Source organism: Gordonibacter massiliensis (ex Traore et al. 2017) (genome assembly GCF_019731765.1).
Taxonomy (GTDB): Bacteria; Actinomycetota; Coriobacteriia; order Coriobacteriales; family Eggerthellaceae; genus Gordonibacter; species Gordonibacter massiliensis.
Genome location: NZ_JAASIO010000003.1, coordinates 191,532 through 218,159, shown reverse-complemented (window position 1 = coordinate 218,159; position 26,628 = coordinate 191,532). Strand labels below are relative to the sequence as shown.

At 62.3% G+C, this 26,628-nt stretch carries 18 protein-coding genes; 13 read left to right on the top strand and 5 right to left on the bottom strand.

What is annotated here, in order from left to right; genetic code table 11:
* The first annotated feature begins 497 nt into the window (after window positions 1-497).
* The 11 genes from HCH03_RS06005 (at window position 498) to HCH03_RS05955 (ending at window position 16,996) form a co-directional block, all read left to right on the top strand.
* A complete protein-coding gene (locus tag HCH03_RS06005; RefSeq protein ID WP_080143120.1) occupies window positions 498-1,646 on the top strand; it encodes a serine/threonine protein kinase in 1,149 nt (382 codons plus the stop codon).
* A 234-nt stretch (window positions 1,647-1,880) separates the two neighbouring features.
* Window positions 1,881-3,026, top strand: a complete 1,146-nt coding sequence (locus tag HCH03_RS06000) for a DMT family transporter (RefSeq protein ID WP_221688755.1) — start codon at window positions 1,881-1,883, stop codon at window positions 3,024-3,026.
* Window positions 3,027-3,068: 42 nt separating this feature from the next.
* Entirely contained in the window at window positions 3,069-3,629 is a 561-nt protein-coding gene (locus tag HCH03_RS05995) for a hypothetical protein (RefSeq protein WP_221688754.1), read from the top strand.
* A 249-nt stretch (window positions 3,630-3,878) separates the two neighbouring features.
* Window positions 3,879-5,225 carry an MFS transporter gene (locus HCH03_RS05990; RefSeq protein WP_221688753.1) on the top strand — a complete coding sequence of 449 codons (1,347 nt, stop codon included), beginning with the start codon at window positions 3,879-3,881 and terminating at the stop codon, window positions 5,223-5,225.
* Between the two features lie 134 nt (window positions 5,226-5,359).
* Window positions 5,360-5,956, top strand: a complete 597-nt coding sequence (locus tag HCH03_RS05985; protein ID WP_080143937.1) for a TetR/AcrR family transcriptional regulator — start codon at window positions 5,360-5,362, stop codon at window positions 5,954-5,956.
* A gap of 249 nt (window positions 5,957-6,205) precedes the next feature.
* Complete coding sequence (locus HCH03_RS05980) at window positions 6,206-6,976, top strand: LytR/AlgR family response regulator transcription factor (RefSeq protein WP_185904413.1); 771 nt, start codon at window positions 6,206-6,208, stop codon at window positions 6,974-6,976.
* Between the two features lie 28 nt (window positions 6,977-7,004).
* Window positions 7,005-7,874, top strand: coding sequence for a hypothetical protein (locus HCH03_RS05975; protein ID WP_221688752.1), 870 nt, complete (start codon window positions 7,005-7,007; stop codon window positions 7,872-7,874).
* On the top strand, window positions 7,871-8,074 hold the full coding sequence (locus HCH03_RS05970; RefSeq protein WP_080143934.1) for a hypothetical protein: 204 nt from the start codon (window positions 7,871-7,873) through the stop codon (window positions 8,072-8,074). The genes HCH03_RS05975 and HCH03_RS05970 overlap by 4 nt, the downstream gene beginning before the upstream one ends.
* A gap of 141 nt (window positions 8,075-8,215) precedes the next feature.
* Window positions 8,216-12,811, top strand: coding sequence for an InlB B-repeat-containing protein (locus HCH03_RS05965; RefSeq protein WP_221688751.1), 4,596 nt, complete (start codon window positions 8,216-8,218; stop codon window positions 12,809-12,811).
* A 340-nt stretch (window positions 12,812-13,151) separates the two neighbouring features.
* Window positions 13,152-15,371 carry an amino acid permease gene (locus HCH03_RS05960; RefSeq protein ID WP_221688750.1) on the top strand — a complete coding sequence of 740 codons (2,220 nt, stop codon included), beginning with the start codon at window positions 13,152-13,154 and terminating at the stop codon, window positions 15,369-15,371.
* A gap of 137 nt (window positions 15,372-15,508) precedes the next feature.
* Entirely contained in the window at window positions 15,509-16,996 is a 1,488-nt protein-coding gene (locus HCH03_RS05955; RefSeq protein ID WP_221688749.1) for a glutamate decarboxylase, read from the top strand.
* A 151-nt stretch (window positions 16,997-17,147) separates the two neighbouring features.
* Here HCH03_RS05955 and HCH03_RS05950 read toward each other — a convergent pair whose 3' ends face one another.
* The 3 genes from HCH03_RS05950 to arcA all read right to left on the bottom strand — a co-directional run bounded on the left by HCH03_RS05950 (window position 17,148) and on the right by arcA (window position 20,125).
* Window positions 17,148-17,735: a helix-turn-helix transcriptional regulator gene (locus tag HCH03_RS05950; RefSeq protein ID WP_221688748.1), complete on the bottom strand. Its 588-nt coding sequence runs from the start codon at window positions 17,733-17,735 to the stop codon at window positions 17,148-17,150.
* Window positions 17,736-17,872: 137 nt separating this feature from the next.
* Window positions 17,873-18,454, bottom strand: coding sequence for a helix-turn-helix domain-containing protein (locus HCH03_RS05945; protein WP_221688747.1), 582 nt, complete (start codon window positions 18,452-18,454; stop codon window positions 17,873-17,875).
* 453 nt (window positions 18,455-18,907) lie between these two features.
* Entirely contained in the window at window positions 18,908-20,125 is a 1,218-nt protein-coding gene (gene arcA, locus HCH03_RS05940) for an arginine deiminase (protein ID WP_080143928.1), read from the bottom strand.
* Window positions 20,126-20,483: 358 nt separating this feature from the next.
* Between arcA and HCH03_RS05935 the strand changes: the two genes are divergently transcribed.
* Window positions 20,484-21,440, top strand: a complete 957-nt coding sequence (locus HCH03_RS05935) for a helix-turn-helix transcriptional regulator (protein ID WP_221688746.1) — start codon at window positions 20,484-20,486, stop codon at window positions 21,438-21,440.
* Window positions 21,441-21,467: 27 nt separating this feature from the next.
* Here HCH03_RS05935 and HCH03_RS05930 read toward each other — a convergent pair whose 3' ends face one another.
* Window positions 21,468-22,817 carry an ATP-binding protein gene (locus tag HCH03_RS05930; protein ID WP_221688745.1) on the bottom strand — a complete coding sequence of 450 codons (1,350 nt, stop codon included), beginning with the start codon at window positions 22,815-22,817 and terminating at the stop codon, window positions 21,468-21,470.
* A gap of 302 nt (window positions 22,818-23,119) precedes the next feature.
* Complete coding sequence (locus HCH03_RS05925) at window positions 23,120-24,847, bottom strand: FAD-dependent oxidoreductase (protein WP_221688744.1); 1,728 nt, start codon at window positions 24,845-24,847, stop codon at window positions 23,120-23,122.
* Window positions 24,848-25,143: 296 nt separating this feature from the next.
* On the opposite strand from HCH03_RS05925, the gene HCH03_RS05920 reads away from it, so the two are divergent.
* Entirely contained in the window at window positions 25,144-26,604 is a 1,461-nt protein-coding gene (locus HCH03_RS05920; protein ID WP_221688743.1) for a response regulator transcription factor, read from the top strand.
* Window positions 26,605-26,628: the final 24 nt, after the last annotated feature.

Genomic DNA, 26,628 nt, shown 5'->3' with positions numbered 1-26,628 from the left:
CTACGGCGGTGATCGCGCGCTTTTACCAATTGTGTTTTTTGCCAAAACCCTTCGAAACGGCGCTTTTTCAAATTGTGCAAATCGGGAACGTTTCTCCTACAGAATCGGCAACCGTTTCGTGTGCATGAGGTCACCGTTTGATTCTATTTTTATGCAGAAGCATGGAAACAAAAAGTAAAAATATCCAATATGGTCATGTTGTACTGGTATTATCTTGTTTGTCTATCGGGTCATATTTTTGTGCAGGCGTACAAGATCATTACAGTTTTGCTACAAATCACACGGAAAATAGTGTTGCAGGTGAACAAAAAAGATGGTATAACTTCCTCAACGGCAAATCTGGTAACCATGCCACGGTAGGAAAAACCGAGGAGAACCATGAACCACCAGTCTCCAAGGCGCTCCCTGCAGTCGCACGTTATTGCCAGCAAGCTGCAGTAGTATGTAGTGTGCCACCCAACGGTAGCGAAGAGCGCTACCACAGAAAGGAGACTGTCATGGCGAAGATAGTCAATTCTTGGAACGACTGGGATCCGCTGAAGCGCGTCATCGTCGGTCGCTGCGACAACTCGATGATCCCCCCCGAGGAGCCCGCGACGTCCGAGAAGGTGCCCGTCGACTCCGAGATGCGCGGCATGTGGGGCCTCCGTCCCGCCAAGACCGTCGAGCGCGGCAACGAGTGCCTCGACAACCTCGTGAAGATCCTCGAGGACCGCGGCGTCGTCGTCGACCGCCCGACCCCGCTGCAGTGGAACCAGGCCATCGGCACCCCCGACTTCCGCAACGACTCCATGATGACCTGCATGCCGCCCCGCGACATCCTGCTCACCATCGGCAACGAGATCATGGCCTCCGCCAACTCCTTCCGCTGCCGCTACTTCGAGTACCTGGCCTACTGGCCGCTCATGAAGCAGTACTTCGACGAGGACCCGGACTTCCTGTGGACCCAGGCCCCCCGTCCCCGCCTGACCGACGCCTCCTACAAGCACAACTACTACGACGAGAAGATCACCCTCGAGGAGCGCCTCGTGCGCACCGCCAACAAGGACTTCGTGACCACCGAGGTCGAGCCGATGTGGGACGCCGCCGACGTCATGCGCATGGGCAAGGACCTGTTCATCCAGCACGGCCTGACCACGAACCGCACGGCCATGGACTGGTTCCAGCGCTACTACCCCGAGTACCGCGTGCACGCCGTGAACTTCCCCGGCGACCCGTACCCCATCCACATCGACGCCACCTTCGTGCCGCTGCGCCCGGGCCTGATCATCAACAACCCGCACCGCAAGCTCCCCGAGGAGCAGCGCGCCATCTTCGAGGCCAACGACTGGCAGATCGTCGAGGCCGCCGACCCGGCGCACGACGAGCCGCCCGCGCTGTGCTACAGCTCCGTGTGGCTGTCCATGAACTGCCTCGTGCTCGACCCGAAGACGGTCATCGTGGAGGCCTCCGAGGTGCACCAGCAGGAGCAGATGGACAAGCTCGGCATGAACGTCATCCCCTGCGACCTGCGCGACGCCTACCCGTTCGGCGGCGGCCTGCACTGCTCCACGGCCGACGTCTACCGCGAGGGCGACTGCCTCGACTACTTCCCGAACCGCGTCAAGGATCCCACCCTGGTGCGCCCGGAGATGTGGAACGACTAGTCGCGTAGCGTGACCAACCCTTGCTGAAAGCAAGAGTCGTCTAACAACAAAGAAAGGGGATCTGGCAAGCTCAAACGCTCAGGTCCCCTTTCTTGATTTCAACCTATACCACCGCGCATACGATTCGGCCGTATAAGGCCGAATAGGTCAGCTCTTGCCTCATTCGGTCTCGCAGGGCGCGAGTTGCGGCGGCAGAGGGGATACTTTTTTCTTGCTACTGGTTAAGGAGGACCAATGGCAGATACCAACAACAAAAACCCGGATATGGGTAACGGCAAGGACGGTTCCGGCAGTTACGAGATGAGGCTGGGCTTCGGCACCATCGCCATGCTCATCTCGGCCACGGGCATGGGCCTGGTGCCCCTGTTCAGCCGCTGGGCCACCCGCACCGACATGTTCGACGGAGCCGCCGGCTTCAACGCGGGAGACAGCATCGGCGCCCTGATGGCCGTGGGCCGCATGGGCATGGGCGTGCTGTTCTTCCTTATTTTGATGGTTGCCACGCACAAGGTGCACGTGTTCAAGAAGCTGAAGCTCACCCCGGCCATCGCGCTGGGCGGCCTCATGATCGGCATGTCGCTGGCGTGCTATGTCACGTCCACGCTGCTGACCACCGTGTCGAACGCGGTCCTGTTCATCTACATAGGCCCTGTTATCTGCGTGCTGCTCGCCCGCATCTTCCGCAAAGAGCCCATGTCGCCTTTGCAGTGGATTTGCCTGGGCGCGGTGTTCATCGGCATGTTGTTCGGCGAGGGCCTGCTCGGCTTCGGCGTGGGCGGCCAGGCGTTCGGCTTCGACTTCAACCTGGTGCCCTCGACGCCCGAGTTCCCCATGAAGGGCATCGGCGACGCGTTCGGCATCGCCTCGGGCTTCTTCTACGGCGCTTCGATGTTCTTCAACGGCTACCGCAAGGACGCCGACACCACGGCGCGCGGCGTGTGGAACTTCATCTTCGCCGTCATCGGCGCGGGCGCCATCACCATCGTTCTGAACTCGCTCGGCGCCACGCCGGGCATGGAGAACTGGGCCCTCAACGTGCACTTCACCACGTTCAACTGGATCGGCGCGGTGCTGCTGTGGATCATCTGCGGCCCCATCGCCCTAGGCTTCCTGCTGGTTGCCGGCCGCAACCTGCCGGCCGCCGACTACGGCACCATCGCGTACTGGGAAGTGCCCGTGGCGCTGTTCTGCGGCCTGGTGGTGTTCGGCGAGCCCTTCACCATCAACACGGCTTTGGGAGCCATCCTCATCATCGGCGGCGGCGCCATCCCGTCCATCAAGGGCATGGTTGCCGGGCGCAAGCAGAAGCAGCGCGAAGAGATCAGCGAGAACCTTGCTGCTCGCCTGGAAGAGGAAGCCGACAAGGAGAACCTGCGGTAGTTGGGCGGATGCCAAACTGAGTAGAAGAGGAAGGTGTGGCATATGAAGATAACGAACAATCTGACCCACATTGCTACCACGGTTGAATTCGAGCCCGCCCTGAGCGAGGACGAGCTGAAGGCCGCGTTCGCCGAGCACGGGATCCAGGGCTTTCCCGCCGAGCTCGACATCGCGGAGCGCACGGAAGAGCACGTGCAGATGATGGCGCTCGACACGCTGATCGGGTTCGCCAAGGCGTCGGACGTGCGCGCGGTCACCTACGACGTGACGTACTTCCCGCACGCCGACGAGGCCGAGGTCGACTACCAGCTGAGGCAGCTGGCCCACGACCTGGAGATCAGCCCCGAGGTCATCCGCGACCTGTGCGGGCAGGAGATCCGGGAGTACCTGGCCCTCGACGCCGAGCGCGACGCCGACGCCCCGGTGCACAGCATCGTCGAGGCGTACGTCGGCGGCACCGCCTTCGCGTGGTACGGCATGAACGAGTACCCGCGCCTGAAGAGGGTCATCCTGCGCAAGCTCGCGCAGGGCGGCCAGAAGGCGAAGCGCGACTTCATCCTGCGCGCCAGCAAGGCGCAGGTCGACCTGCTCGAAGACTACTGATCCGACCCTGCAAGCACGGGAGCCCGTTATGTCGCATAACGGGCTCCTTGCGTTCGCCTGTCGGCGACGTTTCAACTATGTTGCCATCTTGGGTCAAAAGTAACGGGTTTACACCCGGTTTCGATTTTTGCGGTATGATAGCCTTAACCTTGTAGCGTACACCCATGTTAGGGGGCTTTTTGAAGCACACGCTAAGCGTACGGACCTCTTCTCCTCTCAACGAGGCCGTACATTTCTTAGGGGATTACCATGGAATCTAACATTTCTGATTCAAACGCTGCTGCGATCGCCTTCACCGAAGAGGAGCAGCACCGAACGCTCAAGAAAGTAACGTTCTCCTCGTTCTTGGGCAACTTCATCGAATGGTTCGACTACGCGAGCTATTCCTACCTGGCCACGGTCATCGCGCTCGTGTTCTTCCCCGGCGAAGACCGATTCGTGTCGGTTATGAGCACGTTCGCCGTGTTCGCGCTCTCGTTCCTCGTGCGCCCTATCGGCGCCATCTTCTGGGGGAACATGGGCGACAAGAAGGGCCGCAAGTGGGCCTTGTCCATCTCCATCCTCATGATGAGCGGCGCGACGTTCCTCATCGGCTGTTTGCCGGGATACGCGATCCTCGGCGTGGGCGCGCCCATCCTGCTGCTGGTGCTGCGTATGGTGCAGAGCTTCTCGGCGGCGGGCGAGTACGCCGGTGCGGCCACGTTCATCGCCGAATACGCGCCGAAGAACCATCGCGGCTTCTACTGCTCGATGGTGCCGGCGTCCACGGCGACCGGCCTGCTCATCGGATCGCTGTTCGCCACGTTCATGTTCAACACCTGGGGTGCCGACTCCAGTTTCGTTATCGATTGGGGCTGGCGCATCCCGTTCCTCCTGGCGCTTCCGCTGGGCTACATCACGCACTACATCCGAACGCACCTCGAGGATTCTCCCGTGTACGAGGAGATGCAGCGCAGGTTGAGCGGCGTGGGCAAAGCCGTCCAGCACCCCATCCGCACGCTGTTCAAAAAGCATTTCAAGGTGCTCATCGTCTCGTTCGGGGCTTGCGTGCTGAACGCGGTGGGCTTCTATGCGGTGCTCACGTACCTGCCGAACTACCTTGAAACCACGCTGAACTACGATCCGAGCTCCGCGTCCATCATCACCACCATCGTGTTGGTGGTCTACATCGCGTTCATCTTCCTGTCCGGGCGCATTTCCGACCGCTTCGGGCGCAAGAAGATGCTCATCATCGCCTGCGTCGGGTTCATCGTGCTCACCATCCCTGCGTTCCTGCTGCTGGGAACGAAGAACTTCTGGGTCATCCTGCTGGTCGAGCTGGTGATGTGCCTCGTGCTCACCATCAACGACGGCACGCTGTCCAGCTACCTTACCGAAACGTTCCCCACCGACGTGCGCTACTCGGGCTTCGCTTTGAGCTTCAACTTGGCGAACGCCATTTTCGGCGGGTCGGCGTCCTTCATCTCGTTCTGGTTGATCGACGTTACGGGCAGCCCCATCGCTCCGGGCTTCTACATGGTGTTCATAGCCGCGATAGCTTTGGTCGCCATGATTCTGTCGCATGAGCACACCGGTAAGGATTTGACTGAGATATAGGGTATGATCTGGGGAAAACGTTTGATCGCTCCACGTGGTCGAACGTGAAGGAGGCAACGCCGCCTGGGCATTGGAGGCCCGGGCGGCGTTCGTGCGCGATGCCGGTTGGCGTCGCCGGGGGTTACGGAGGATAGATGAGCGAGACAACGCAAACGCCGAAGTCGTTGAAAGCGCAGATCACGCGCACCTCGCTGGTGCTCGCAGCTGCAGCGCTGCTGCGCGAGCAGGGGCCGAAGGCGGTTACGTACCGCAAGGTGGCGAAGTGGGCGGGGGCCGCATCGTCGTCGGTGGGCTACTACTTCGATTCCGTGACGCAGCTGCTGCACGAAGCGGGCCGCTACAACATCCAGCTATGGGCCGAGCGCGCCGAGAAGGCGGCTTCCGCCGCCGAGGCCATGAGCGTCGAGGAATGCCGCGAGCGCGCGGTGGATCTGCTGATCCGCGCCTGCCTGCCGGACGACAGCGTGGTTCCCTCGGCCCACTACGCCCAGTTGATCGCCGCAGCCGAATCCCCCGTGGTTACGGAGGCCTACCAAAAAGGGCGCGTGTCGCTGGATGCCGCCGTCGGACGCATCTTGTCGCATGCTGGAATCGACATGCCCGCGCGCATGGTGGGCACCATCGTGGACGGCGCGGCCGTGGCCGCCATCTCGGAAGGCTACGACGTTCGGGAGTTCGCGTCCGGCCTCCTTGCGGATGCGATCGAAGTGTACGGATTCGAGAAGCGCTAGCGCGACGGGACGATAAACGGGAGATCCTGCGAACGGCGTAACGCCGTGTTCCTCCATGCCGCCTTCACGAGCCGGTGCTCGCGCCCGCCTTTTTTAACTATCTCATTACAGTTGCCTACTTTTCGGTTTCAATTCGGAACCGGCTGCTAACCTCTTGCTCGCGCTGACGGGGTCTGCCCGTGCTGCGTTCAAAACGTCGAAAGCGCTCGGGTGAAGGCGCTTTCCCATGCGGTGCGAGAGAGGTGCGCGTTGAACATAGTTCTTTGCGACGACAACCACGACGATTGCGAATACTATACGCGCTTGCTTGAATCGGTTGCCCGGAAAAGCGGCATCGACGTACGGCTCACCACTTACGAGAACGGTCAAAGCTTCCTGTTCGACCTCGAAGACCTGGAGGCCATGCCGGACATCGTGTTCTTGGATGTCGTCATGCCGAAGTTGGGCGGCATGGCGGTCGCCCGAAAGTTGGCCGAGAAGCATTTCGCGGGTGTCGTGGTGTTCCTGTCCGTTTCGCGCGAATACGCTTTCGAGGCGTTCGACGTGCGGGCCTTCAACTACGTTTTGAAAACCGACGACGGCGACGGCGCGCGCTTCCGTCGCGTGTTCCTCGACGCGGTCGCCGCTGTGGAGGAGCGCAAGACCCGCTACATTCAGATCAACGGCATAACCGAGCGACTGAACATCCCCATCAACGACATCAGCTACTTCGAGGTGCGCGGCCGCGTGTGCGTCGTGCATTTCAACCTGTCGCGGGAAAAGACGCTGCCCGGTACCGAGCGGACGATCGAGTTCCTGTCGCCTTTGGGCAAGTTGGAGAACATGCTGCTGCAGTACGGGTTCCTGCGCACGCACCGGTCGTTCCTGGTCAACTGCGCCTACGTTCAGAGTTTCACCTACACTTCGATCACGCTTTCGAACGGCGCCGAGGTGCCGCTGGGCCGGGCGAAGCGGGCCTCGTTCAAAGAGGCGATGGACGCCCGCGCCACGGTGCGCGTGACCGAGCATGACGAAGCGTAGCCGGCATAGCGCGCCGAGGGCGGCGATCGTGCTCGTTGCCATCGCTGCGCTCCTCTTGGCCGGGGTGACCCGGGGCTATGCCGACGACTGCCCGGCCGGTGGGCCGCACGATTACGAGATAACCGTCGTGGTGCCCGTGACCGACGATGCCGACGGTTTGGAATACCTGGTGTGCAGCAAGTGCGGCGATTCGTTCTACCGCACGGTGCCGGCCACCGGTCATAAGTGGAGCGCATGGTACGTGGACACTCCGGCCACGTGCACGTCCGAAGGCGTAGAGGCACGGGTGTGCGCGAAGCATCCCCAGAACGTTCACTACGAGTACCGCACCATCCCTCCTCTTTCCCCGAGCGGGGAGCATCGGTTCATCGAGGTGTCGCGCGCGGACCCCGCGTGCACCGAGGACGGCATGGTGCTGTATGCGTGTTCTATATGCGGTGAGTCGCACAGCGAGGTGCTGCCGGCCTTGGGTCACGACTGGGGCGATTGGGAGACTGCGCGCGAATCCACCGAAGCGGAACCGGGCGTCGAGCGGCGCGCGTGCGGGCGGTGCGGCGCGACGGAGGAGCGCGAGACGCCGCCGCTCGCGCAGGTCGATGCCCCCAAGCCCGACGAACCCGCAGATTCAGCGCCCCCGCCGCCCGACGAAGGTGGGAAGACCCCCTGGTACGCAACCGAGTTCTTCACCGCCGGGCCAACTCGGACGGATGCGGTGATCGTGGGATACGGCCTCGTCGTGTGCGTGGTGGTGGGCGGCCTGTCCGTGCCTCTCGCCATGCAGGTTGCCTGGCTGCGCCGAAAGCAGGCCGAGGTTCGCCGCACGCAGGGAGCCCGTTATGCGGCCGAGCATGCGGTGGTCGACGTTGTTCGTCCCAGCGAGGAAGGGGAGGCCTCGTGACGCTCGTTCGAATACTCAGCATAGCGCTGTTCCTCGCGCTGGTTATCGGCAGCATTGCGGTTCACCGTCACCTGCGCCGCACGGTGGAGGACGGCAACGGCGTGGGGGATATCAACGAGCGCGGGTTGGACGGCTCGAACGACGAGGGCGTTTGCGTGGGGTCGGCAGGTTCGACCCCGCAGGGCGATCGTCGTTTGTGACGGGTTGGACGTCGTTTGCGACGGGTTGGGTCTCAGGGAAAAGCAAGATGATAAAAGTACCCTGAGACGAATTGTTCGGTTCGAGCCGAGCGCCTGAGGGCGAGCGGGCTCGGGCTGACCGCAAGTGATTGGGGTGATTGCATGAGAGCAGAATCTGGCGTGTCGCCGAAGTTTTTGCGCGTGCTGTGCGCATTCGCTTTGACGATGGCCCTCGTTCCCGTGGGTGCGCTTTCCGCGCTGGCCGACGAGGGCTCGGAGCTTTCGGGGGAGGCGGCTTCAGGCGATGTCGAGCAACCGGCGCCCGCAACGTCGGGCGTCGATGAGGAGGCCCCGCGGTTTGCCGAAGCCGACCCCGACGAGGGTTTGGCTCCCGGCGAGCAGACGCGGGTGCCCGACTACTACGATGTGCTGAGCCGGGCCGACCATCCCGAGCAGTCCTACACGCTGTACTATTACACCGTGAACGGCACGGACTGCTATCGCGTGTACGGCAGCGTGGACGGTCGGAACGTCGGCTACTACGCGTACGACATTTATTCCGGCACTGTGGACGCGTCGCACAAGCTCGACAACGCGGAGGAGTGGGCGACGACCGCGGCGGAGGCCGCGCGCCTTGCCGCCGAAAAGGCCGCTGCGGAGGCGCCTGCAACGGTGGTGGAGGCGACGCAGCCGGAAACCGACATCAGCGCCGGAACCGACCTCGAGGCCGGCTCCTCGCAAGCCGAGCCCTTTTCCGACGACGTTGCCACCTTGGCCGGCACGAACTACACGCCGGACTCGCCGAATTTCAAGGTGGCGATCACCAATCTGGGAATGACGCCCAATGCCGGCATTTGGCCGGGAGACAAGTGCGAGCTCGCGTTCAATTGGAACGTTGCCTTCAGCGGTGTGCAAAACTCCTTCAAGAACGGCGACACCGTCACCATTCCCACCAATCTTGCCGATCTCTACCAATTCGCCGGTGGCTGGACGAGCAACGTTGCCACCGCAGACGGAACCGTTGTGGCTACGTTGACCCTGAACGCTGATGGCAATATCGTCATCGCTTTCAACCAGGCGGCCGAGGACATGGGGCTTGTGGGGTTGTACGGGACGTTCCCCGGGTATTTTGAAAAGTTCTCGGCGAAGAACCTCGATTTGTCCGCAGATTCCAACGAGGCGCTAACCGTTGCCAGCGAAACCGTCTCCCTCGGCTTCAAGGGCGGTAAACAGTTGAACGTTGTCTCGGTAGGCAACGGCTCCGCCTCGCTTGCCGGCGGTGCCGTTTCCGCCATGCTGAATAGCGGATCCGCCGAAATCACCGGTACTCCGAACGCTAGCGAGACCCTCAAAAGCGTCACTCTGACAAAAGCCGATGGCACGAAGCAGACGATCGTGGCAGACGCGTCCGGAAAGGTCGTCATCGACGCCTCCGATCTGCAGAACGGCAAAAACACCGTCACGTATGAATTTTCCACCAACACCACGCCGCCCTCTACCGACGTCCTGAGCGAGTGGACGTGGGACAACAAGGCGTATTGGGGCTCCGACGCGCCAACGGGATCGACTCTTTTGACCTCGGCGCATTTCAACGTGCAGTTCAATTATCAGTCCATGCTCGGCCTGTACCAATCCGGCGGTACCAACCTCAATCATTTCAAAGAAGACGGCACCGTATCCAACACCTTCTTCGAGGATACCGTGCCAGGTGGATCTAACGTGAAGGCGATCTGCGGTGATCGCAACGGCAACGGTAAACCAAAAATCTGGGCAACGCTGTACGATGTTGCTACGGCGACAGTGGATGCTTACACGAACAATCCGAATCCAACCACCACTCCAACGACGAAAGTGCTCAAGAACGTCGACCTTGTGGCCAACGGGACGATTTCCGAGGTAGTGCAAGGTGCCGGTGAATCCCTGAGCTCCTTCCGAAACCGCGTTCAGGCAGCGCCGCTCACCTATGGCATCCACAAGGATCCGGCCACGGGGGTGATGACCTTGATGGTCAACCTAGGATCGCCGGGCACTCCCGGCAGCGGGGTCAATGCGACGGCAACGTGGGGCGATGCCGTTACGAGTAACGCGACCCTCAACACCATTTACGGCGACGGCAACGTTGTTGGCGGCAACATCCAAGCATTCCAGATCGAATATTTCGCCGATTATGCGGGAACTCCCTATCCTCTTTCAGGGTTGACGAATGCAATCGAATACACGCGGACGAACGCTCAAGGCGCAACCGCCACCTCGTCCATTGTTTCCTCCGCCTACTCGGTACCTGGAAACACGGTTGTGGCCGTTCCCAGCAAAGGCGAGCTTCGCATCACCAAGGTGGACGTTTTGACGCATGCTCCCATCCAAGGTGCTGTTTTCAAGGTCCAAATCCAAGGGTCCGATGGCTCATGGAGCGATTATCACGATAGTCTGGGGAACGTGGTTCAGGGGACGACGGGGGCCGACGGCAAAGTCTTGCTGGGCGCAATGGCTTCCAACAGCACTTATCGTGCCGTCGAGGTCAGCGCTCCGGCTCCTTATGCCTCCGACTCGCTCGCTTTCACCCACATCGGCGGCATCGCGATATCTTCGACGGGCGAGTTTTCTATGAGCAACAGCGACGTCGAAGGTTGCGAGGCGCTTGCGACCAACCAAAAGGCGTTCACCGTGACCTACGACGCCAACGGCGGTTCCGGCACCATGACCGATCCTAACAGCCCTTATGCCGAAGGTGCGGCTTGGTCGCCCTTGGGCAACGCGTTCACGTACGCCCACCACCATTTCCTTGGTTGGAACACCGAGGCGAACGGAACCGGTCAGTCTTATAACGTCGGGCAGATCTACAACATCTCTAAGGACATCACGCTGTACGCGCAGTGGGCCGTCGACGCGCATTCGGTGAGCTACGTGTCGTCCGACACGGGCAAGGGCGTGGTCGCCGGCGGGCCGGAAGCGGTCGAGCACGGCTCCAATCCCACGATGATCGGCGTGACGGTTACGCCGAGCACCGGCTTCGAACCGGCTTCGCCTGCGTGGAGCTACAGCATGGCCAAGGACGACGGCTCGTTCACAAGCGACACGACGAACGATCCTTCCAGCGTGGCCATCACGGGCGACACGGTGTTCATGGCGCTTTTCAAGGAAAAGGCCAACGTTGCCATCGCCTATGCTTCGAGCAGCACCTCCATGGGCACCGTGACGCCGCAGAGCGAGTCGCTTGCCCCGGTCACGGGCGCCGCTGCGGGCTCTACGGCCACGGCGAACCCCGGCTACCACTTCGTGAAGTGGACGAACGACGTCGATTCGACCGAGACCACCGACGCGACCCTCACGGGTGCCCAGGTGGATGCCGTGGCCAAGGCGTCCGGCACCTACGTGCCCGTCACGTTCACGGCGCTTTTCGCCGAGGATCCCGATGTGACCGTCTCCTATGTTTCCGACGACACCTCCATGGGCACGGTTTCGCCTGCCACCGAGGTGCTGCATCCGGCTACGAGCGCTGCAGCGGGTTCCACGGCCACGGCTCTTCCCGGCTACCACTTCGTGAAGTGGACGAACAACGTCAACGCTGCCGAGACCACCGACGCCGTGCTGTCCCCGGCCCAGGTGGACGCCGTGGCCAAGGCGACCGGTATCTACGTGCCCGTCACCTTCACGGCGCACTTCGCTGAAGATCTCGATGTCAACTTGGCTTATGTTTCCGACGACGCCAGCATGGGCTCGGCCGCTCCCTCCGACGAAGCGGTGGCCCCAGCTACCGGTGCCGCAACGGGCGCGACGGCTGTTCCCGAGCCGGGCTACCACTTCGTGAAGTGGACGAACGACGTCGATTCGACCGAGACCACCGACGCGGTGCTATCCCCGGCCCAGGTGGACGCCGTGGCCAAGGCGACCGGCATCTACGTGCCCGTCACCTTCACGGCCCACTTCGCTGAGGATCCGGACGTCGATTTGGCTTACGTTTCGAGCGATGTTTCCATGGGTACCGTGTCGCCGGCCGGTGAATCCTTGGCTCCCGCCACGGGCACGGCCTCCGGCTCCACGGCCACGGCGAACCCCGGCTACCACTTCGTGAAGTGGACGAACGACGTCGATGCCACCGAGACCACCGACGCGGTGCTGTCCCCGACCCAGGTGGACGCCGTGGCCAAGGCCTCCGGCATCTACGTGCCCGTCACCTTCACGGCGCACTTCGAGAAAGATCCGGCGACCATCGTCGAAGTGGTCAAGAGCGTCGACAAAGACACCGCCAAACCGGGCGATATCCTCACCTACACCATCCACGTGGCCAACAAGGGCGCTTACAAGAGCGAAGGTATCTTCGTGAAGGATATCATCCCTGCCAACACCACCTTCGTCGAATGCGACGGCCGAGGCGTCTACGGCACCACGGGTTCGAGCGAAAACTATGTGAAGTGGTGGATCGGCGAGGGGCTGCTTCCCGGAACGTCCCTCGACCTCACGCTTAAGGTCCGCGTCAACGAATGCCAGGACGGCACCGAGATCGCCAACGTGGCGCTTTGGCAGGAGACGACGTCGAAGCCCGACACCCCCGAGGCCGAGAACCAGGCAAGCGGCACCAACAAAGTGAAGACGACGGTGAACGGATCCCGTCCTCCCGCGTTGACCAAGATGGTGAGGACCGGCGACGGTTTGCTCATGGGCTGCGCCACGCTCGTTTTGGTGGCGACCGTATGCGGCGCAGGCTTGCTTCTGGCGCGTCGCCGTGTCGACAAGGATGCGGTCAAAAACCGTCGATAACCAGCTGCTTTACGCAGGGTTGACCGGAACGGGGTTTGGGGGTTCGTGCATGGGTCCCAAACCCCTCGGCTTCCCCTTCTCGTCGGGCGCCAAAGGCGAGGAGCATGCGAATTCATAGACCTTTTTGCATAGATGAGCGAGGTTGGCAGGCTTCCAGCAAACCTCGCTCCAACGAAACGGCTACGGGAGGGTTAAACCCCTCCCGTAGCCGTTTTCGCGCCCCGCTTCTTTGGTACAACACTCGAGAACAACGAAACCCTGCAACGGCGTCGCTGCGTGCTCTCATTCGAACGTGTTGAGCAAGCCCCCCCTTGCAGCAACCAGAGAAAGGAGTTGGAGCATGAGCGAATCCCGTCAGCAGGCGGTCGCGCCCTCGGCCGATCCCGGTCCGGTAGGGCAAGCGAGCCGTCCGTCGTTCAAGCGGTCTTTGACGTTCTTCGGGTTCTTCGCCATCACCGCGTCGATGGTGATGACGGTGTACGAATACCCGTCGTTCGCCTCGTCAGGATTCCAGTTGGTGTTCTTCTTGATCATCGGCGGCATCCTGTGGTTCTTGCCCGTCGCGTTGTGCGCGGCGGAAATGGCCACGGTGAAGGGGTGGGAGTCCGGTGGCATCTTCGCGTGGGTGGGCAACACGCTGGGGAGGCGATGGGGCTTCGCCGCGCTGTTCTTCCAGTGGTTCCAGATCACCGTGGGCTTCGTCACCATGTCGTTCTTCATCCTGGCCGCCTTGGCCTACGTGTTCAGGTGGGACGCGCTGTACAACAACCCGCTTGTGATGTTCTTCGGCGTGGCCGCCATCGTATGGCTGCTCACGCTCACGCAGTTGGGAGGCACGAAGTACACGGCCCGCATCTCCAAGGTGGGCTTCGTGGGCGGCATTCTCGTGCCCGTGCTCGTGCTGTTGGTCGGCCTGATCTACTACTTCGCCACGGGCGGCGCCTCGCAGATATCCATGACGCCGGCCACGTTCGTGCCCGATTTCGGCAAAGTGGACACGCTCGTGATCTTCGCGTCGTTCATTTTGGCGTACATGGGCGTGGAGGCGTCCGCGTCGCACGTGAACGAGCTGAAGAACCCGAACCGCAACTACCCGCTGGCCATGATCGTCCTGGCCATCCTCACCATCGCGCTCGACGCGTTGGGCGGTTTGGCCGTGGCGACCACGCTGCCGGCCTCGGTGCTGGACGGCAACCTGTCGTTCGGCGTGATCGAGGCGTTCCGCTCCATTTTCGTGCAGCACATCGGCCCGTCCATGAGCTGGATCGTGTTCGTGGTGGCGCTGTTGCTGGCGCTGGGCGTGCTGGCCGAGATCTCGGCCTGGATCGTGGGCCCGTCGCGCGCGCTGCTCGACACGGCGCACGACGGCATCCTGCCGCCGTCGTTCAAGAAGGTGAACAAGAACGGCGTGTCGGTGAAGACCGTGGTTATCCAAGCCGTCATCGTCACGGTGTGGGACGCGGTGCTGTGCGGTTCGATAGCGCTGTCCGGCGGATCGAGCTCGTCGGTGGGCTACCTCACGGCCATCGGCCTGACGGTGGTCATCTACTTGGTGGGCTACGTGCTGTTCTTCCTGGGGTACTTCTACCTCATATTGAAAAAGAAGAACCTGCAGCGCTCGTTCCAGCTGCCCGGCGGCACGCCCTTCAAGGCAATCGTGGCGGCCGTGGGCCTTATCATGACCGTGGCCACGCTCGTCATCTCGTTCTTCCCGTCGTCGAACCTCGATGCGCAGTCGAACATGGTGTACCAGGCCACGCTCGGCGTCGCGTTCGTGATATCGGTGGCCATTCCGTTCATCATCTACAGCTTGCGGCATCGTTGGGCTCCGCAGGGCCCCACATCAAAGTCTGCGGCGGGCGGAAACGCGGCGAACGTCACGGGATCCGGTATGCCGGTGGGCACCGCGTCGCGCTCGGTTCCGTTGGGGCCGCAGGCGCGCAAGGCGGCGCAACCCTCCGATCCGGCGGAGGCCGACCCGAAGAAGGGCATGGCACCGTCGGTGACGTCGAGCACGCTTGGCGACAGCGGGCCCATCAACAAGCGCACGCGGGCGTCTGAGAACCTGCGCAACGGCGGCTCGAAGCCTGCCGGAGCCGGTGCCTTGGGATCGACCGCCGGAGCCGGTCCTGGGTCCGACATGGGCTCCGCCATCGCGCGCGGCATCTCCGCCGCGGTGGTCAGTGTGACCAGTCGTCCGTCGGGGCCCGTTTCGGTCGATTCCGGTCCCACGGTCGGTGCGAACGACGTGCCGGCCGAGCCTCAGCCCACTATGCCCGATGCCGTGGAGGTGCGCGAAATCGACCTCGACACGGGGGCGGGCGCCCATGACGCACCGCCTTCGTGCGAGGCGCCCGCTGCGGCGCATGCGCGCAAGGACGGCGTCAAGGATGCGGGCAAGGTGCGCGACGACCTCATCGAGCGCGAGGCCGAGGGCGACCCGTCGCTGCGCGCCAGCGTCACCGAGGCCGTGGTGGGCGAAGGCGTGCCCCGTGCCGACCCCGACACGCCCGATCCGCGTCGCGAGACCGGCATCGACACGAGCCGAACGGGCCGCTAGGCGCCGTCGAGGCAACGGGTAGACGGCTGGTGCGGCGATCCGCGCCGGCTGCCCCGCCTGCGCCGCCGGGCGCGATGCAGGCGGGGCACCCGTTCGCCCGTCAATTCAGGTACCAACCCTACGTACAGGAGGTTTTCATGAAGGAGCAATCAACCAGCAAGATTCTCGACAGCATGGACGAGGGCACCAAGTACTCGACGCCCATCTTCGGCTCCGAGGCGTCCGACGTGGCCATGCCGCGCCTCAAGATGAACGCCCAGCCGGTCGAGCCGCGCATCACGTACGAGATGATCAAGGAGTACCTGTCCATCGAGGGCAACGCCACGCAGAACCTCACCACGTTTTGCCAGACGTACATGGAGCCCATGGCCACGAAGATTATGGCCGAGACGATGGAGAAGAACGCCATCGACAAGGACGAGTACCCCATGACGGCCGACCTCGAGAACCGCTGCGTCGCCATGATCGGCGATTTGTGGCACGCGAACCCCGACGAGGAGCCCATGGGCACGTCCACCGTTGGCTCGTCCGAGGCCTGCATGCTGGGCGGTTTGGGCATGCTGTTCCGCTGGAAGAAGCTGGCGAAGGACGCGGGCATCGACATCTACACCGAGCAGCGTCCGAACCTGGTGATTTCCGCGGGCTACCAGGTATGCTGGGAGAAGTTCTGCCGCTATTGGGACATCGAGATGCGCCTCGTGCCGCTTGAGAAGGACCACCTGTCGCTGAACATGGACACGGTCATGGACTACGTGGACGACCACACCATCGGCATCACGGCCATCCTCGGCATCACGTACACCGGCAAGTTCGACGACGTGCAGAAGCTCGACGAGCTGGTGGAGGCGTACAACCAGGAGCATCCGAAGCTGCCCATCCGCATCCATGTGGACGGCGCGTCGGGCGGCATGTTCGCCCCGTTCGTGGAGCCCGACCTGGTGTGGGACTTCCAGCTGAAGAACGTGTGGTCCATCAACTGCTCCGGCCACAAGTACGGCCTCGTGTACCCCGGCATTGGCTGGGTGGTGTGGCGCAGCAAGGAGGCGCTGCCCGAGGACCTGATCTTCTGGGTGAGCTACCTGGGCGGCGAGGAAGCCACCATGGCTATCAACTTCTCGCGCTCCGCGTCGCAGATCGTGGGCCAGTACTACGTGCTGATGCGCAACGGCTTCGAGGGCTTCAAGGAGATCCAGGAGCGCACGCTCGACGTGGCGCGCTACCTGGCCGCCGAGCTCAAGGAGATGGGCATCTTCGAGATCTACGAGGACGCGTCGCACATTCCGATCGTGTGCTGGGGTCTGAAGGACGACGCGAACGTCGAGTGGTCGCTGTACGACCTGTCCGACCGCCTGCGCATGAGCGGCTGGCTGGTGCCGGCGTACCCGATGCCCGCCGACATGCAGGACACCACCGTCCAGCGCGTCGTGGCGCGCGCCGACTTCTCCATGCAGCTGTGCATCAAGCTGGTGGAGGACATGAAGAAGGAGATGGACACGCTGAGCAAGGCGAAGTTCGTCACCGGCAACACCCAGGGCGTCATCCAGACCGGCTTCAACCACGGCGGCCGCGCTGCCGTCGACAAGGGCGAGCAGGTTCAGACGAAGGCCAAAACCCCGCAGAAGTAACCCTTCGCCACGCATGATGTGCGCGGGGCGAGAACGCTCACGGTTCTCGCCCCGCGCCTCTTTATTCGGGGATGCCTCATGCCGTTGTCGCCCCAAAGCCTCGGTTTTCGCTCCGAAAACGAGTCTTTGGGGCGACAACGGACTCTGCGCTTTACCCGAGGAACATGTAGCCGAAGTAGCCGATGACGGCACCGACGGCGGCTGCGACCAACGTGAGTGCCACGCCTTTGAGAATGCGGTGTTGGCGGGCACGCTGGCTTTTCGGGTTGTTGCGGTCGATGGGCTCGCCTTTCGAATACGCGACCAGTTCGCGGTACGTCACCAGGTCGTGCTCCTTCTTCATGCGCTCAACGCGCACAAGCATCGCCATGCCGATGCCCCATACCAGCAAGCCGATGATGACCGACGGAACAATGCCCCAGTCCCACCAACCGATGCCGCCGACGGCGGCCACAGCCCCCACGATGGCGATGACCAGGCCTCCGCTGGCGAGTGCGGCCATCTTCTTGTAGTCGTTCGAGATAGCTTCCTTCATGGCTTCCACGTCTCCTTTGATCAGTTCGTCGACTGTTACGTCGAAGAGGACGCTGAGCAAGAGCAGGCTTTCCACGTCGGGGTAGGTTTTGTCGTTCTCCCAACTCGAGACGGTCTGGCGCGAAACGTAGATCTTCGCGGCGAGGTCGTCTTGCGAGAGTCCGCGTTCCGTCCGATGACGCTTGATCTGGCTGCCGAGCTCCATGCGTTTCCCTTCGCTGATCACAGGTTGCCATGACGCGGGCCAGTGTACCATCAAATGGTCTTGACGGAGGGTGCTTCGCACTCGATTAGCGCCGTCAAAAGTGCTTTACATGGCATTTGATCAGGTATAATGCTAACTTAGAAGCCGGCCTTGTAGGCCATGAGGCCGATAAACGCGCCGATGCAGCCGGAGACAACCGTGACTATGATGGAGATGATGACGACGCACTTGCGGTACTGCTTGCGCTTCGCCTCGTCGCGGTTGACCGGCCTTCCCTCGAGAAACGCCACCATTTCGGCAGTGGTCACCACGTCGATGCTCTTCATGATGCCCGATGTTCGGTAAAGTGCGAAAAAGCAAACGGGGAGTGGGGCGAGCGCAGCAAAGAACGCTCCGACCGCACCGAAAAGGAAGACCCCGCCCGTCAAGACGAGCAGTGAGAGGGCCACGGAGGCAAGGGACAGTCCTCCCCAGAAATTCAGCTTCTTTGCGTTGGCGCGTGCGTTTTCCTGCAGCATTTCGACATCTCCTCTGACTAGATCGTCCACCGATACGTCGAAGAGGGAGCTGAGGAGCAGCAGGCTTTCCACATCGGGGTAGGTTTTGTCGGTCTCCCAGTTGGATACGGTCTGCCGGGAGACGTAGATCTTCCCAGCAAGGTCCTCCTGCGAGAGGCCGCGCGCGGTGCGGTGCTGCTTGATGCGGATGCCAAGCTCCATAGTTCCCTTTCCGCGGAGAAGAAGATGCCCTATCGGTTTCCACGATACCACCCAAAGCCTTTTGCAGGGGCGAAACGGGGTTCGCCGGCGTTGCAAAATGACTTTGACAACGCCGATGATCTGCGGCGGAACGGATGCATGTCGTGCCGCTTGCGAATGGCGGGAGGCGCGACCTGCGGCAAACCTGCGACGTATGCCGGACTCCCCTACGGCATCGCGAAAAAGGACGTCCGTTGTCCAGCAATGGCAAAGCGCCCCCTGCGCTTCGGTATCGGATGGCGAAGGCCGATACCGAAGCGCAGGGGGCGCCGATGAAGCCAATGGTTGCCGCAGCGCTGAGCCCGGTTCTCGTTCGCCAGTGGGACCGGGCTCAGCGCTGCGGCAACAGCGTGAAGGAGGGCGCATGCACGGAGGCTGGTCACGTGCATGCGCCCAAGGGGGGAGCTGGAAAGCTTAGTCCTCGCGCTCGATGGGCATGCTCATGCAGCGTGGGCCGCCACGGCCGCGGGACAGCTCGGCGGACGGGACGATGATGAGGTCGAGGCCCTTGTCGCGGAGCACCTTGTTCGTGACGTCGTTGCGCTCGTACACCACGATCTTGCCCGGAGCGATGCACAGCGTGTTCGAGCCGTCGTTCCACTGCTCGCGCTCGGCCGCGATGCGGTCGCCGCCGCCGCAGGGGATGAGCTCCACGGGATGGCCGATGTAGGTCTCCAGGATGCTCTCCAGCGTGCCGTTCACTTCCTTGACCTTGATGCCCTCGCCCTCGGCGGTGATCTCGAACACCGTCAACGGGCCCATGATGCCGGGATGGATGGTGAACTTGTCCGTGTCGATCTGCGTGAACACGGTGTCGAGGTGCATGAAGGCGCGGGAGTTCGGGATGTTGAACGCCAGGATGGTCTCGATGGGGCTCGTCGGATCGTTGAAGATGTTCTTCGCGATGGCGTCGATGGCATCGGGCTCGGTGCGCTGGGAAATGCCGATGGCCAGCACCTTGTCGTTGATGTTGAGGATGTCGCCGCCCTCGATGTGGAACGTGTTGTAGCGGCTGTAGTACTCGGGAGTGCCCTTCAGCATGGGGTGATGCGCGAAGATGTACTCGCCGTAGATGGTCTCGCGGTTGCGGGTCTCGGAGTACATGCGGTTGATGGACACGCCGTTGCCGATCATCGCGAACGGGTCGCGGGTGAAGTACAGGTTCGGCATGGGGGCCACGACCATCTTGGAGGACTCGGAAACCAGGTCGACCAGCGAGTTGGACTTGTCGGTGTGCAGCTCGGTGAGGTTGATGCCCTCCATCGTCTTCAGCACGAAGTCCTTGGCGTCGGGATAGTTCTCCTGCATGTAGTCGAAGATGATCTTCTGGTAGCGGTCCGTGCGGATGCCGGCCTCTTCGATCCACTGCTTGAGGAACTGCTCGCGCAGCTCGGGGTTGGCCTCGAGAACCTCAGCCATGAGGTCTTCCAGGTAAAACACTTCGACGCCGTTGTCGCGCAGGGCCTGCGCGAACGCGTCATGCTCCTCCTGGGCGACCTTCAAGAACGGGATGTCGTCGAACAGCAGCTCTTCGAGCGTGTTCGGCGTCAGGTTCAGAAGCTCTTTGCCCGGGCGGTGCAGCAGGACTTTCTTCAAGGGCTTGATCTCGCTCTTGACGTTCACTCCTGACATGTGCAACCCTCCTTCTTCCTTCTGTTTGTTCGGCCCGCGCGTCCTTTAAGCGCGCCGGCCTATCTTCGCCAAGTGCGTCTGCGGCTTTGCGAGCCCTGCGACGCGTTGGCTTAACCTTGCACCTGTTGCCGATGGAAGGAAAGATGTAAAGCGGGTTTACCGAGGCAGCGATTGGGGTGTACCAAGCCTCAGCCGGGACTAAACCCTCGCTAAACCGCAGGTGGCGATCAAGAGTACCGGATGGCGACCTAAAGTGGGCAGGTTGCAGGCCGCCCCTATGGGAACATCGGGGCTCGTTCGTGTATCATGGACGAAGGCCTTCAAAGGCCGTAGGCAAGCGACTGAGAGGTGCTCGTTCGTGGGTTTCGTGCTCTTCCACTATACGCTTTTCGTGCTGCTGGGCTCCATCTTGGCGTCGGCCGCATGCCTGTCCGCCTATCTGGTGTCGCGGAAGCGCACCATGCTCTACGCCTTCTTCGGCTTCCTGTTTTACTTCTTCGACGTGGCGTGGGTGTTCCAAGACGACTTCTTCACCGGGGCGAGCGCGGGGCTGGGGGCGGCCTATGCGGTCGTCATGTCGCTGGCGCTCGTGGTGACGGGCGGCGGGTTCCTCACGTCGTTCTGGCTTTTGGTGTGCGACTATCTGGGCGAAACGCGCAAAGCGCTCAAAGTCGTTCCCGTTGCGTTGTTCGTGGTGGCGAGCGTGGGCGTGCTCGTCGTGCTGCCCGAAGGCGATTTGCGCAGCTTCCTGTTCTACTTCCCGCGCGAGCTCTACCTGTTCTGGATGCTGCTGTTCGCGGGCTTTCGCTATTTCGCGACCAAGGACGAAGCCGAGCGCAGCCGGTTGCGCCGCCATCGTTGGCTGTACGTGGCGCTGTGGGTGCTGGGCATCTTGATCGTGGCGGAGGATGCCTGCGTGTTCCTGCTACCCGATCCCATCATGTTCGGGCCGCGCGCCTACGCGCCCGAGCGCAACTTCACCGAGAACGTGCTCATGCTGTGCTGCGCGTTCTTCGCCTGCCGCGACGCGTTCCGCGTGCTGTCGCTGCGCTTCGAGCGCCCGCCCATGCACGGCGGCGGCCGGCAGGAAGAGCTCATAGGCGACAACCTGCTCATGTACGGCAAGCGCCACCAGCTGTCCGATCGCGAGTGCGAGGTGCTGCGCTACGTGCTGGTGGGCAAGGACAACCAGAACATCGCGTCGGAGATGCACCTGGCGCTCAGCACCGTGAAGGTGCACGTGCACAACATCCTGCAGAAAACGGGCCAACCCAACCGCCAGGCCCTCGTGCAGGATTTCTGGAAGACGTCGTAGCGCCCCTCCCCTGCGAAGGGCGTTTCGTCAGGTCAACTCGCTCATGTCTATGACGAAGCTGCTCGGCAACCCGATTGGCTCGATGCAGACGAGCGCGTACCAGGGGAGGTAGACGACCTTTTCCGCCTGTTCTATATTGCACGTGCATAGAACGTATGCGCTGTCGAGGTGCCATTCTTGCATGGCCAAGAGGTTGTCGAGCGCGGCGTGCTGCCGGAAGTCTTTACCCGATTTCGCCTCGAGAGGCACGATGCTCTTGCCGTCCTGCAAGAGGAAGTCCACTTCGCCGATCTTCTGCTTATCGTAGTAATAGAGATCGAACCCGTGCGCCACCAGCTGCTGGGCTATCGCGTTCTCCAGCATGCTGCCCCAGTTGACGTCGATGTTCCCCTGAAGGATATCGAACTGAACGCCTCCTCCCGTTGCGGCGCTCAACAACCCCACGTCGCAAAGGAACACTTTCAACAGGCTATGCCGTACGTTGATGGCAAGCGGAGCCTTGGGCTCGGTTACGTTGTAGCAGGGGAGCGCGACGCCGGCGTCCGCGAGCCACATGAAGTCGCTCGCGTAGCGTTCCATGCGGGCGGATTTTGCCAGATCGGAGAGCTTGAAACGCTTGTTCTTCTTATCCAGTTCCGCAGGTATGTGGTCGAAGATGGCGTGAACGTGCGCCTTGTCGCTCGCATAGCGCGCGATGTCTTGACGATACTGGGCGAGGACGTCGGTTTGGATTTTGAGCACGCGCGCGAGGTCGCTCGAATCGACGAACTCCTGAACGGCTGCCGGCATGCCGCCGACTACAAGGTAGAGCCGGAACAACTTCAGCAGACGTTCGTGCATGGCGACCGGAAGGGGAGCGCGTCGAGAAAAGCAGGCGCGAACATGTTCGAACACCTCGGGTTGGATCCCACAGGCGTCGAAGAATTCCTCCAAAGTGAGCGGATACATGCGCAGTTCGGTTTCGTATCCTACCGGATAGGAGGGGACTTCTTTGTAGCGCACGCCCAAGAGCGATCCCGACTCGATGTAGTCGAAGCGTCCGTCGTCTACCAGGAATTTTATGGCGGTGCGCGCTCGCGGGCATTCTTGGATCTCGTCGAGGAAAATCAGCGTCTTGCCCGGGACGAGCGCCTTGCGGCTGAACGCAGTGAGGCCGGCGATGATCGTGCTCGCGTCCAGGTTGCCCTCGAATATGTCGGCCGCGTCGGGCGTTCGAACGAAGTTGATTTCAAGGAACGCGTCGTAGCGAGCCCGAGCGAACTCGCGGACAAGGTAGGTTTTCCCCACCTGGCGTGCTCCGGTTATCAAAAGGGCGCGGTGGCCGGGATCTGCCCTCCATTGTTTAAGCTGTGCGAGCGCTTTGCGTTTTAGGGACATAATTGTTGCACCTCATTGCAGGAATCGATGATTATCCATATCCAGCTAGGAGGCAGTATACAACGTTTTACCTAGGAAAAGTGGTTTGCTTGCGACGTTTTACAAACTATTTGAACAGGTTTTTGCGACGTTTTATGTACAGAAAAGCAGCCTGTTTGCGACGTTTTACGCATACGAAAGTGGCTTACCTGCGACGTTTTGTGCAAAAGATGCGGGGTTCGCAGAAGACGCGAACCCCGCATGCTGAAAGGGGGCGGCCGTCAAGGGGAGGGAGGCCGGCCGCCCCGCGGGAAGGGTTCCGGTTACACGCTGGCGGCGGCGTTCTTGCCGGCCAGGCGCCCGAAGCACAGGGCGGTGGCCAGGCTGATGCCGGCCACGACCACGGGGTAGTCCACCAGCAGGCGGCGGCCCATCGTGTTGCCGGCCACGAATAGGCCGGGGATGGGGTCGTTCGTGCCGTCCTTCGTCACGTGCAGGTCGTGGTCGCACTCCAGGCCGCCGAACATGACCAGCATACCGGCGTTGCCGAACTTGCACGCGTAGTACGGCGGGTTCTCCACCGGGAACAGGCGCTTGGACATCTTGCCGAAGTCCTCGTCCACGCCCTTGTGGCACAGCTCGTTGTAGCGCTCGATCTCGGCCTTCATCGTGTCGTAGGGCAGGCCCGTCTTCTCGGCCAGCTCCTCGAGGGAGTTCGCGATAACGTCCGTGCGCTCCTCCACCATGGCGGCCGTCGTGTAGCCCAGTCCGAAGCCGGAAAGCACCGTCTCGTAGTTCGGGGCCTCTTCCTCGGACACGAAGTGCGTGGTGTAGCCGTGGCCGTCGGGCATCTTGTCGATCTGCTCGGGCCACTTGCTATCGAAGATCTGCCACGCCTTCACGCCTGCCTCGGCCATCTCGGGATCCTTCGCCACGGGCTGGCGCGTATGCTCGTCGGCGATGTTCTGGCCGGGCACGTCCTCGTTCATGAAGCGCTTGCCCTCCATGTTCAGCTGCAGGAAGCTGTCCACGCCGAGCGACCCGCCCATATGGTGCGTCATGGGAGCGTGCGGACCCAGCTCCATCCAACCGCCGGCCCAGATGCCCATGAGCTGGCCGCGGCCGTCGTCCACGCCGCCCATGAACTCCTCGGTCCACGGGGCGTAGTAGTGGCGCATCTCGGGGTTCGCGCCGTAGTCGCCGCAGCACAGCACGACGGCCTTGGCGTTCACCTTCAGGTAGCCGTCCTTCGTCTTGGCGTAGGCGCCCTTCACGGTGCCGTCCTCCACGATGAGCTGCTCGCCCTCGGCGTTGTAAATGAGCTCGGCGCCGGCCTTCATGGCATCCTCGAACGCCGCCTGGCAGGCCCACTGCATGTTCGGGTTCGTGGTGATGGTGCCATGGAAGTAGGGGTACACCTCTTCTTTGTAGTTGTAGCCCTCTTGCGGCGGGAAGCACTTCGGACGGATGTAGTTGGGCTTGTCCGTCTCGCGGTTCGCGGCGGTGGACTTCAGCACCTCGTAGTCGGCGTTCTCGATGAACCAGTCGAAGTCCTCGCCGGAATGGTCGTACCAGTAGTTCGTCATCCACGTGTCGCAGCGCCCGCCCGTTTCTTTGACGAACTCGTTGAGGATGTCCTCCTTCGGCGCCCATTCGATGCCCAGGTCCTTTTGAATCTTCGAGCCCACCACGCCGAAGTCGCCGGCCATGGATATGACGGAATAGCTGTCCTCGGGCTGCTTCTCCAGCACGATGACCTTCTTGCCGGCCTCGGCGGCCTCCTTGGCGGCGGCGGTGCCGGCCAGGCCCATGCCGATGACGAGCACGTCGCAGGTCTTCTCGTCCTTGACGTCCGTGGGCACGGGGGGCGGCGTGAGGAAGTCCGGCGTGAACTTCGTGGCCGCGCCGCCTGCGGAGGACGCGCTGCCCGACGCACTCGCGTCGCCCTTGGCCTGCGGCGCGCAGCCGGTGATGCCGACGGCCGCGGCGGCTGCCGCAGCCGTGGCGCCGAAGCCGAGGAACGCGCGGCGACTCAAACCTTTTTCTGACATGTTCCCTCTCCTTTCGTTGCGGGGCGCGGGGCCGGACGCCGCAACGCTGCAGTGCCCGACGGATCGATTTGCCGCCCCCTAACGAGGATTCGCGTAGCGAAACCCTCCCTACGCTGCGAAACTCTACGCTCCTCAACGTTCGGTTGCGACATCGCATCCGGGTAGTTTTCGGCGTTTACCCCGATGGAGCGCCTACCCGATACGGGTGGTAATCGATGTTTCTATACTGTTGGGATGACGGGGGTACCTATTTCGGCTACACTGGCAGCCGTGAAAGCGAAGGGTGAGGGGCCCGTTTGAACCGTCTGAGGGAAATGTTCGCCGGCATACGCGCACGCGACGTGGCGTTCATGGGCGGCTATGCCCTGTACCTGGTGTTCGGATACATGTCGTTCGAATCTCCCACCGTGCTCACGTCGCTGGGGCAGACCGGCGCCCATGTGGAATCGCTGTTCTTGGTGGCGGTGGTCGCGGCGCGACTCGTGGTGTACCTGGTCATGATGGCCGTCGCACGTCGAGCCTCGAACCGGTCGTCCTCGCTCACGGCCATCGTGGTGTGCGCGGGCGCGGCGGCGACCGGATTCGTGGTCACGCGCATGGCGTTCCAGTTCGCGGGCTACGTGCCCCTTGAGGCGCTCGTTCCGTGGCTCGTGTTCGGCGGCCTGTTCTTCGGGGCGGGCGATGCCCTCATCAACTTGCTGTGGGCTCGCTTCTGCGGCACGTTCGACCTGCGCCAAGCCTATCTGTTCGTGCTGCTGAGCAACGTGGCCAGCTTGGTGGTGTACTTTCTGGTCACGTTGCTGCCTTCGCCCGCTATGCTGCCGGTGGGGGCCGTGTTGTTCTTCGCGTCGGCCTGGTTCTGCAAGAAGTGCCTGGATGCGCGAGCCCCCATCGCCGAGGAGTACTCGGCCCCCGTGTTCAAGGGCGCGCTTTCGGCCTTGTGGCGGCCCATGCTGGGCACGGCTATCCTGTCGTTCATGAGCGGGCTCATGCTGCAGGTGTCGGCGCGGCAGGACATTCCGCTTGCCACGTTCCAGCAAACGGCGCTCGTCACGCAGGCCGTGGTCATCGTGGCTTTGCTGCTGCCGGCGCTGTTCGTGAAAAGCCGGCCGAGCCTGGGCTCGGTGTACAAGGTGGCCCTGCCGCTGTCGGCCGCCGGTTTCCTGCTGCTGCCGCTCATCTGGAACGGCGTGGGAGGGCTGGCCAACGCTTGCGCGCAGTTGGGAACGCTCGTGGCGAGCATCATCCTGTGGTGCATGCTGGCCAACGCCGTCCACGACACGAAGCTTCCGGCGGCGCTGCTGTTCTCGTGCTCGCTCGTGTGCACGAACGCGGCGCGGATGGCCGGCACGTTGCTGGGATTGTTCAAGGCGGACAGCTTCGGGCAGGGCAACCTCGAGCTCACGGCGGTGGCCCTGGTGGCGGTGTATCTGGTGGCCATGGTGTCGATGTTCCTGTTCAAGGACAAGAAGCTCGAAGGTTCCGGCGAGGGCGATGGCAAGGCGGCCATGCCCGCAGCCGAACGCCAAGGCGACGCATTGGCCGATCGCTGCGCCTCGCTCGCCCGTGCGCACGGGCTCACGCCGCGCGAGTCGGAGATACTCGTCCATCTGGGCCAGGGTCGCACGGCGCGCGCCGTCTCCGAGAAACTGGTCGTGTCCGAGAACACGGTGAAGTACCACATCAAGTCCATCTACCAGAAACTCGACGTGCACTCCCGCGACGAGGTCATCGACCTTATCGAGCACTCGGAATAGTTATCGCGCATTTCCCCTGACCCG

Excerpts from the sequence above, each read along its gene's own strand:
- HCH03_RS06005 (WP_080143120.1), top strand. The coding sequence starts at position 498 with ATGGCGAAGATAGTCAATTCTTGGAACGACTGGGATCCGCTGAAGCGC.
- HCH03_RS06000 (WP_221688755.1), top strand. The coding sequence starts at position 1,881 with ATGGCAGATACCAACAACAAAAACCCGGATATGGGTAACGGCAAGGAC.
- HCH03_RS05995 (WP_221688754.1), top strand. The coding sequence starts at position 3,069 with ATGAAGATAACGAACAATCTGACCCACATTGCTACCACGGTTGAATTC.
- HCH03_RS05990 (WP_221688753.1), top strand. The coding sequence starts at position 3,879 with ATGGAATCTAACATTTCTGATTCAAACGCTGCTGCGATCGCCTTCACC.
- HCH03_RS05985 (WP_080143937.1), top strand. The coding sequence starts at position 5,360 with ATGAGCGAGACAACGCAAACGCCGAAGTCGTTGAAAGCGCAGATCACG.
- HCH03_RS05965 (WP_221688751.1), top strand. The coding sequence starts at position 8,216 with ATGAGAGCAGAATCTGGCGTGTCGCCGAAGTTTTTGCGCGTGCTGTGC.
- HCH03_RS05960 (WP_221688750.1), top strand. The coding sequence starts at position 13,152 with ATGAGCGAATCCCGTCAGCAGGCGGTCGCGCCCTCGGCCGATCCCGGT.
- HCH03_RS05955 (WP_221688749.1), top strand. The coding sequence starts at position 15,509 with ATGAAGGAGCAATCAACCAGCAAGATTCTCGACAGCATGGACGAGGGC.
- HCH03_RS05950 (WP_221688748.1), bottom strand. The coding sequence starts at position 17,735 with ATGGAGCTCGGCAGCCAGATCAAGCGTCATCGGACGGAACGCGGACTC.
- HCH03_RS05945 (WP_221688747.1), bottom strand. The coding sequence starts at position 18,454 with ATGGAGCTTGGCATCCGCATCAAGCAGCACCGCACCGCGCGCGGCCTC.
- arcA (WP_080143928.1), bottom strand. The coding sequence starts at position 20,125 with ATGTCAGGAGTGAACGTCAAGAGCGAGATCAAGCCCTTGAAGAAAGTC.
- HCH03_RS05930 (WP_221688745.1), bottom strand. The coding sequence starts at position 22,817 with ATGTCCCTAAAACGCAAAGCGCTCGCACAGCTTAAACAATGGAGGGCA.
- HCH03_RS05925 (WP_221688744.1), bottom strand. The coding sequence starts at position 24,847 with ATGTCAGAAAAAGGTTTGAGTCGCCGCGCGTTCCTCGGCTTCGGCGCC.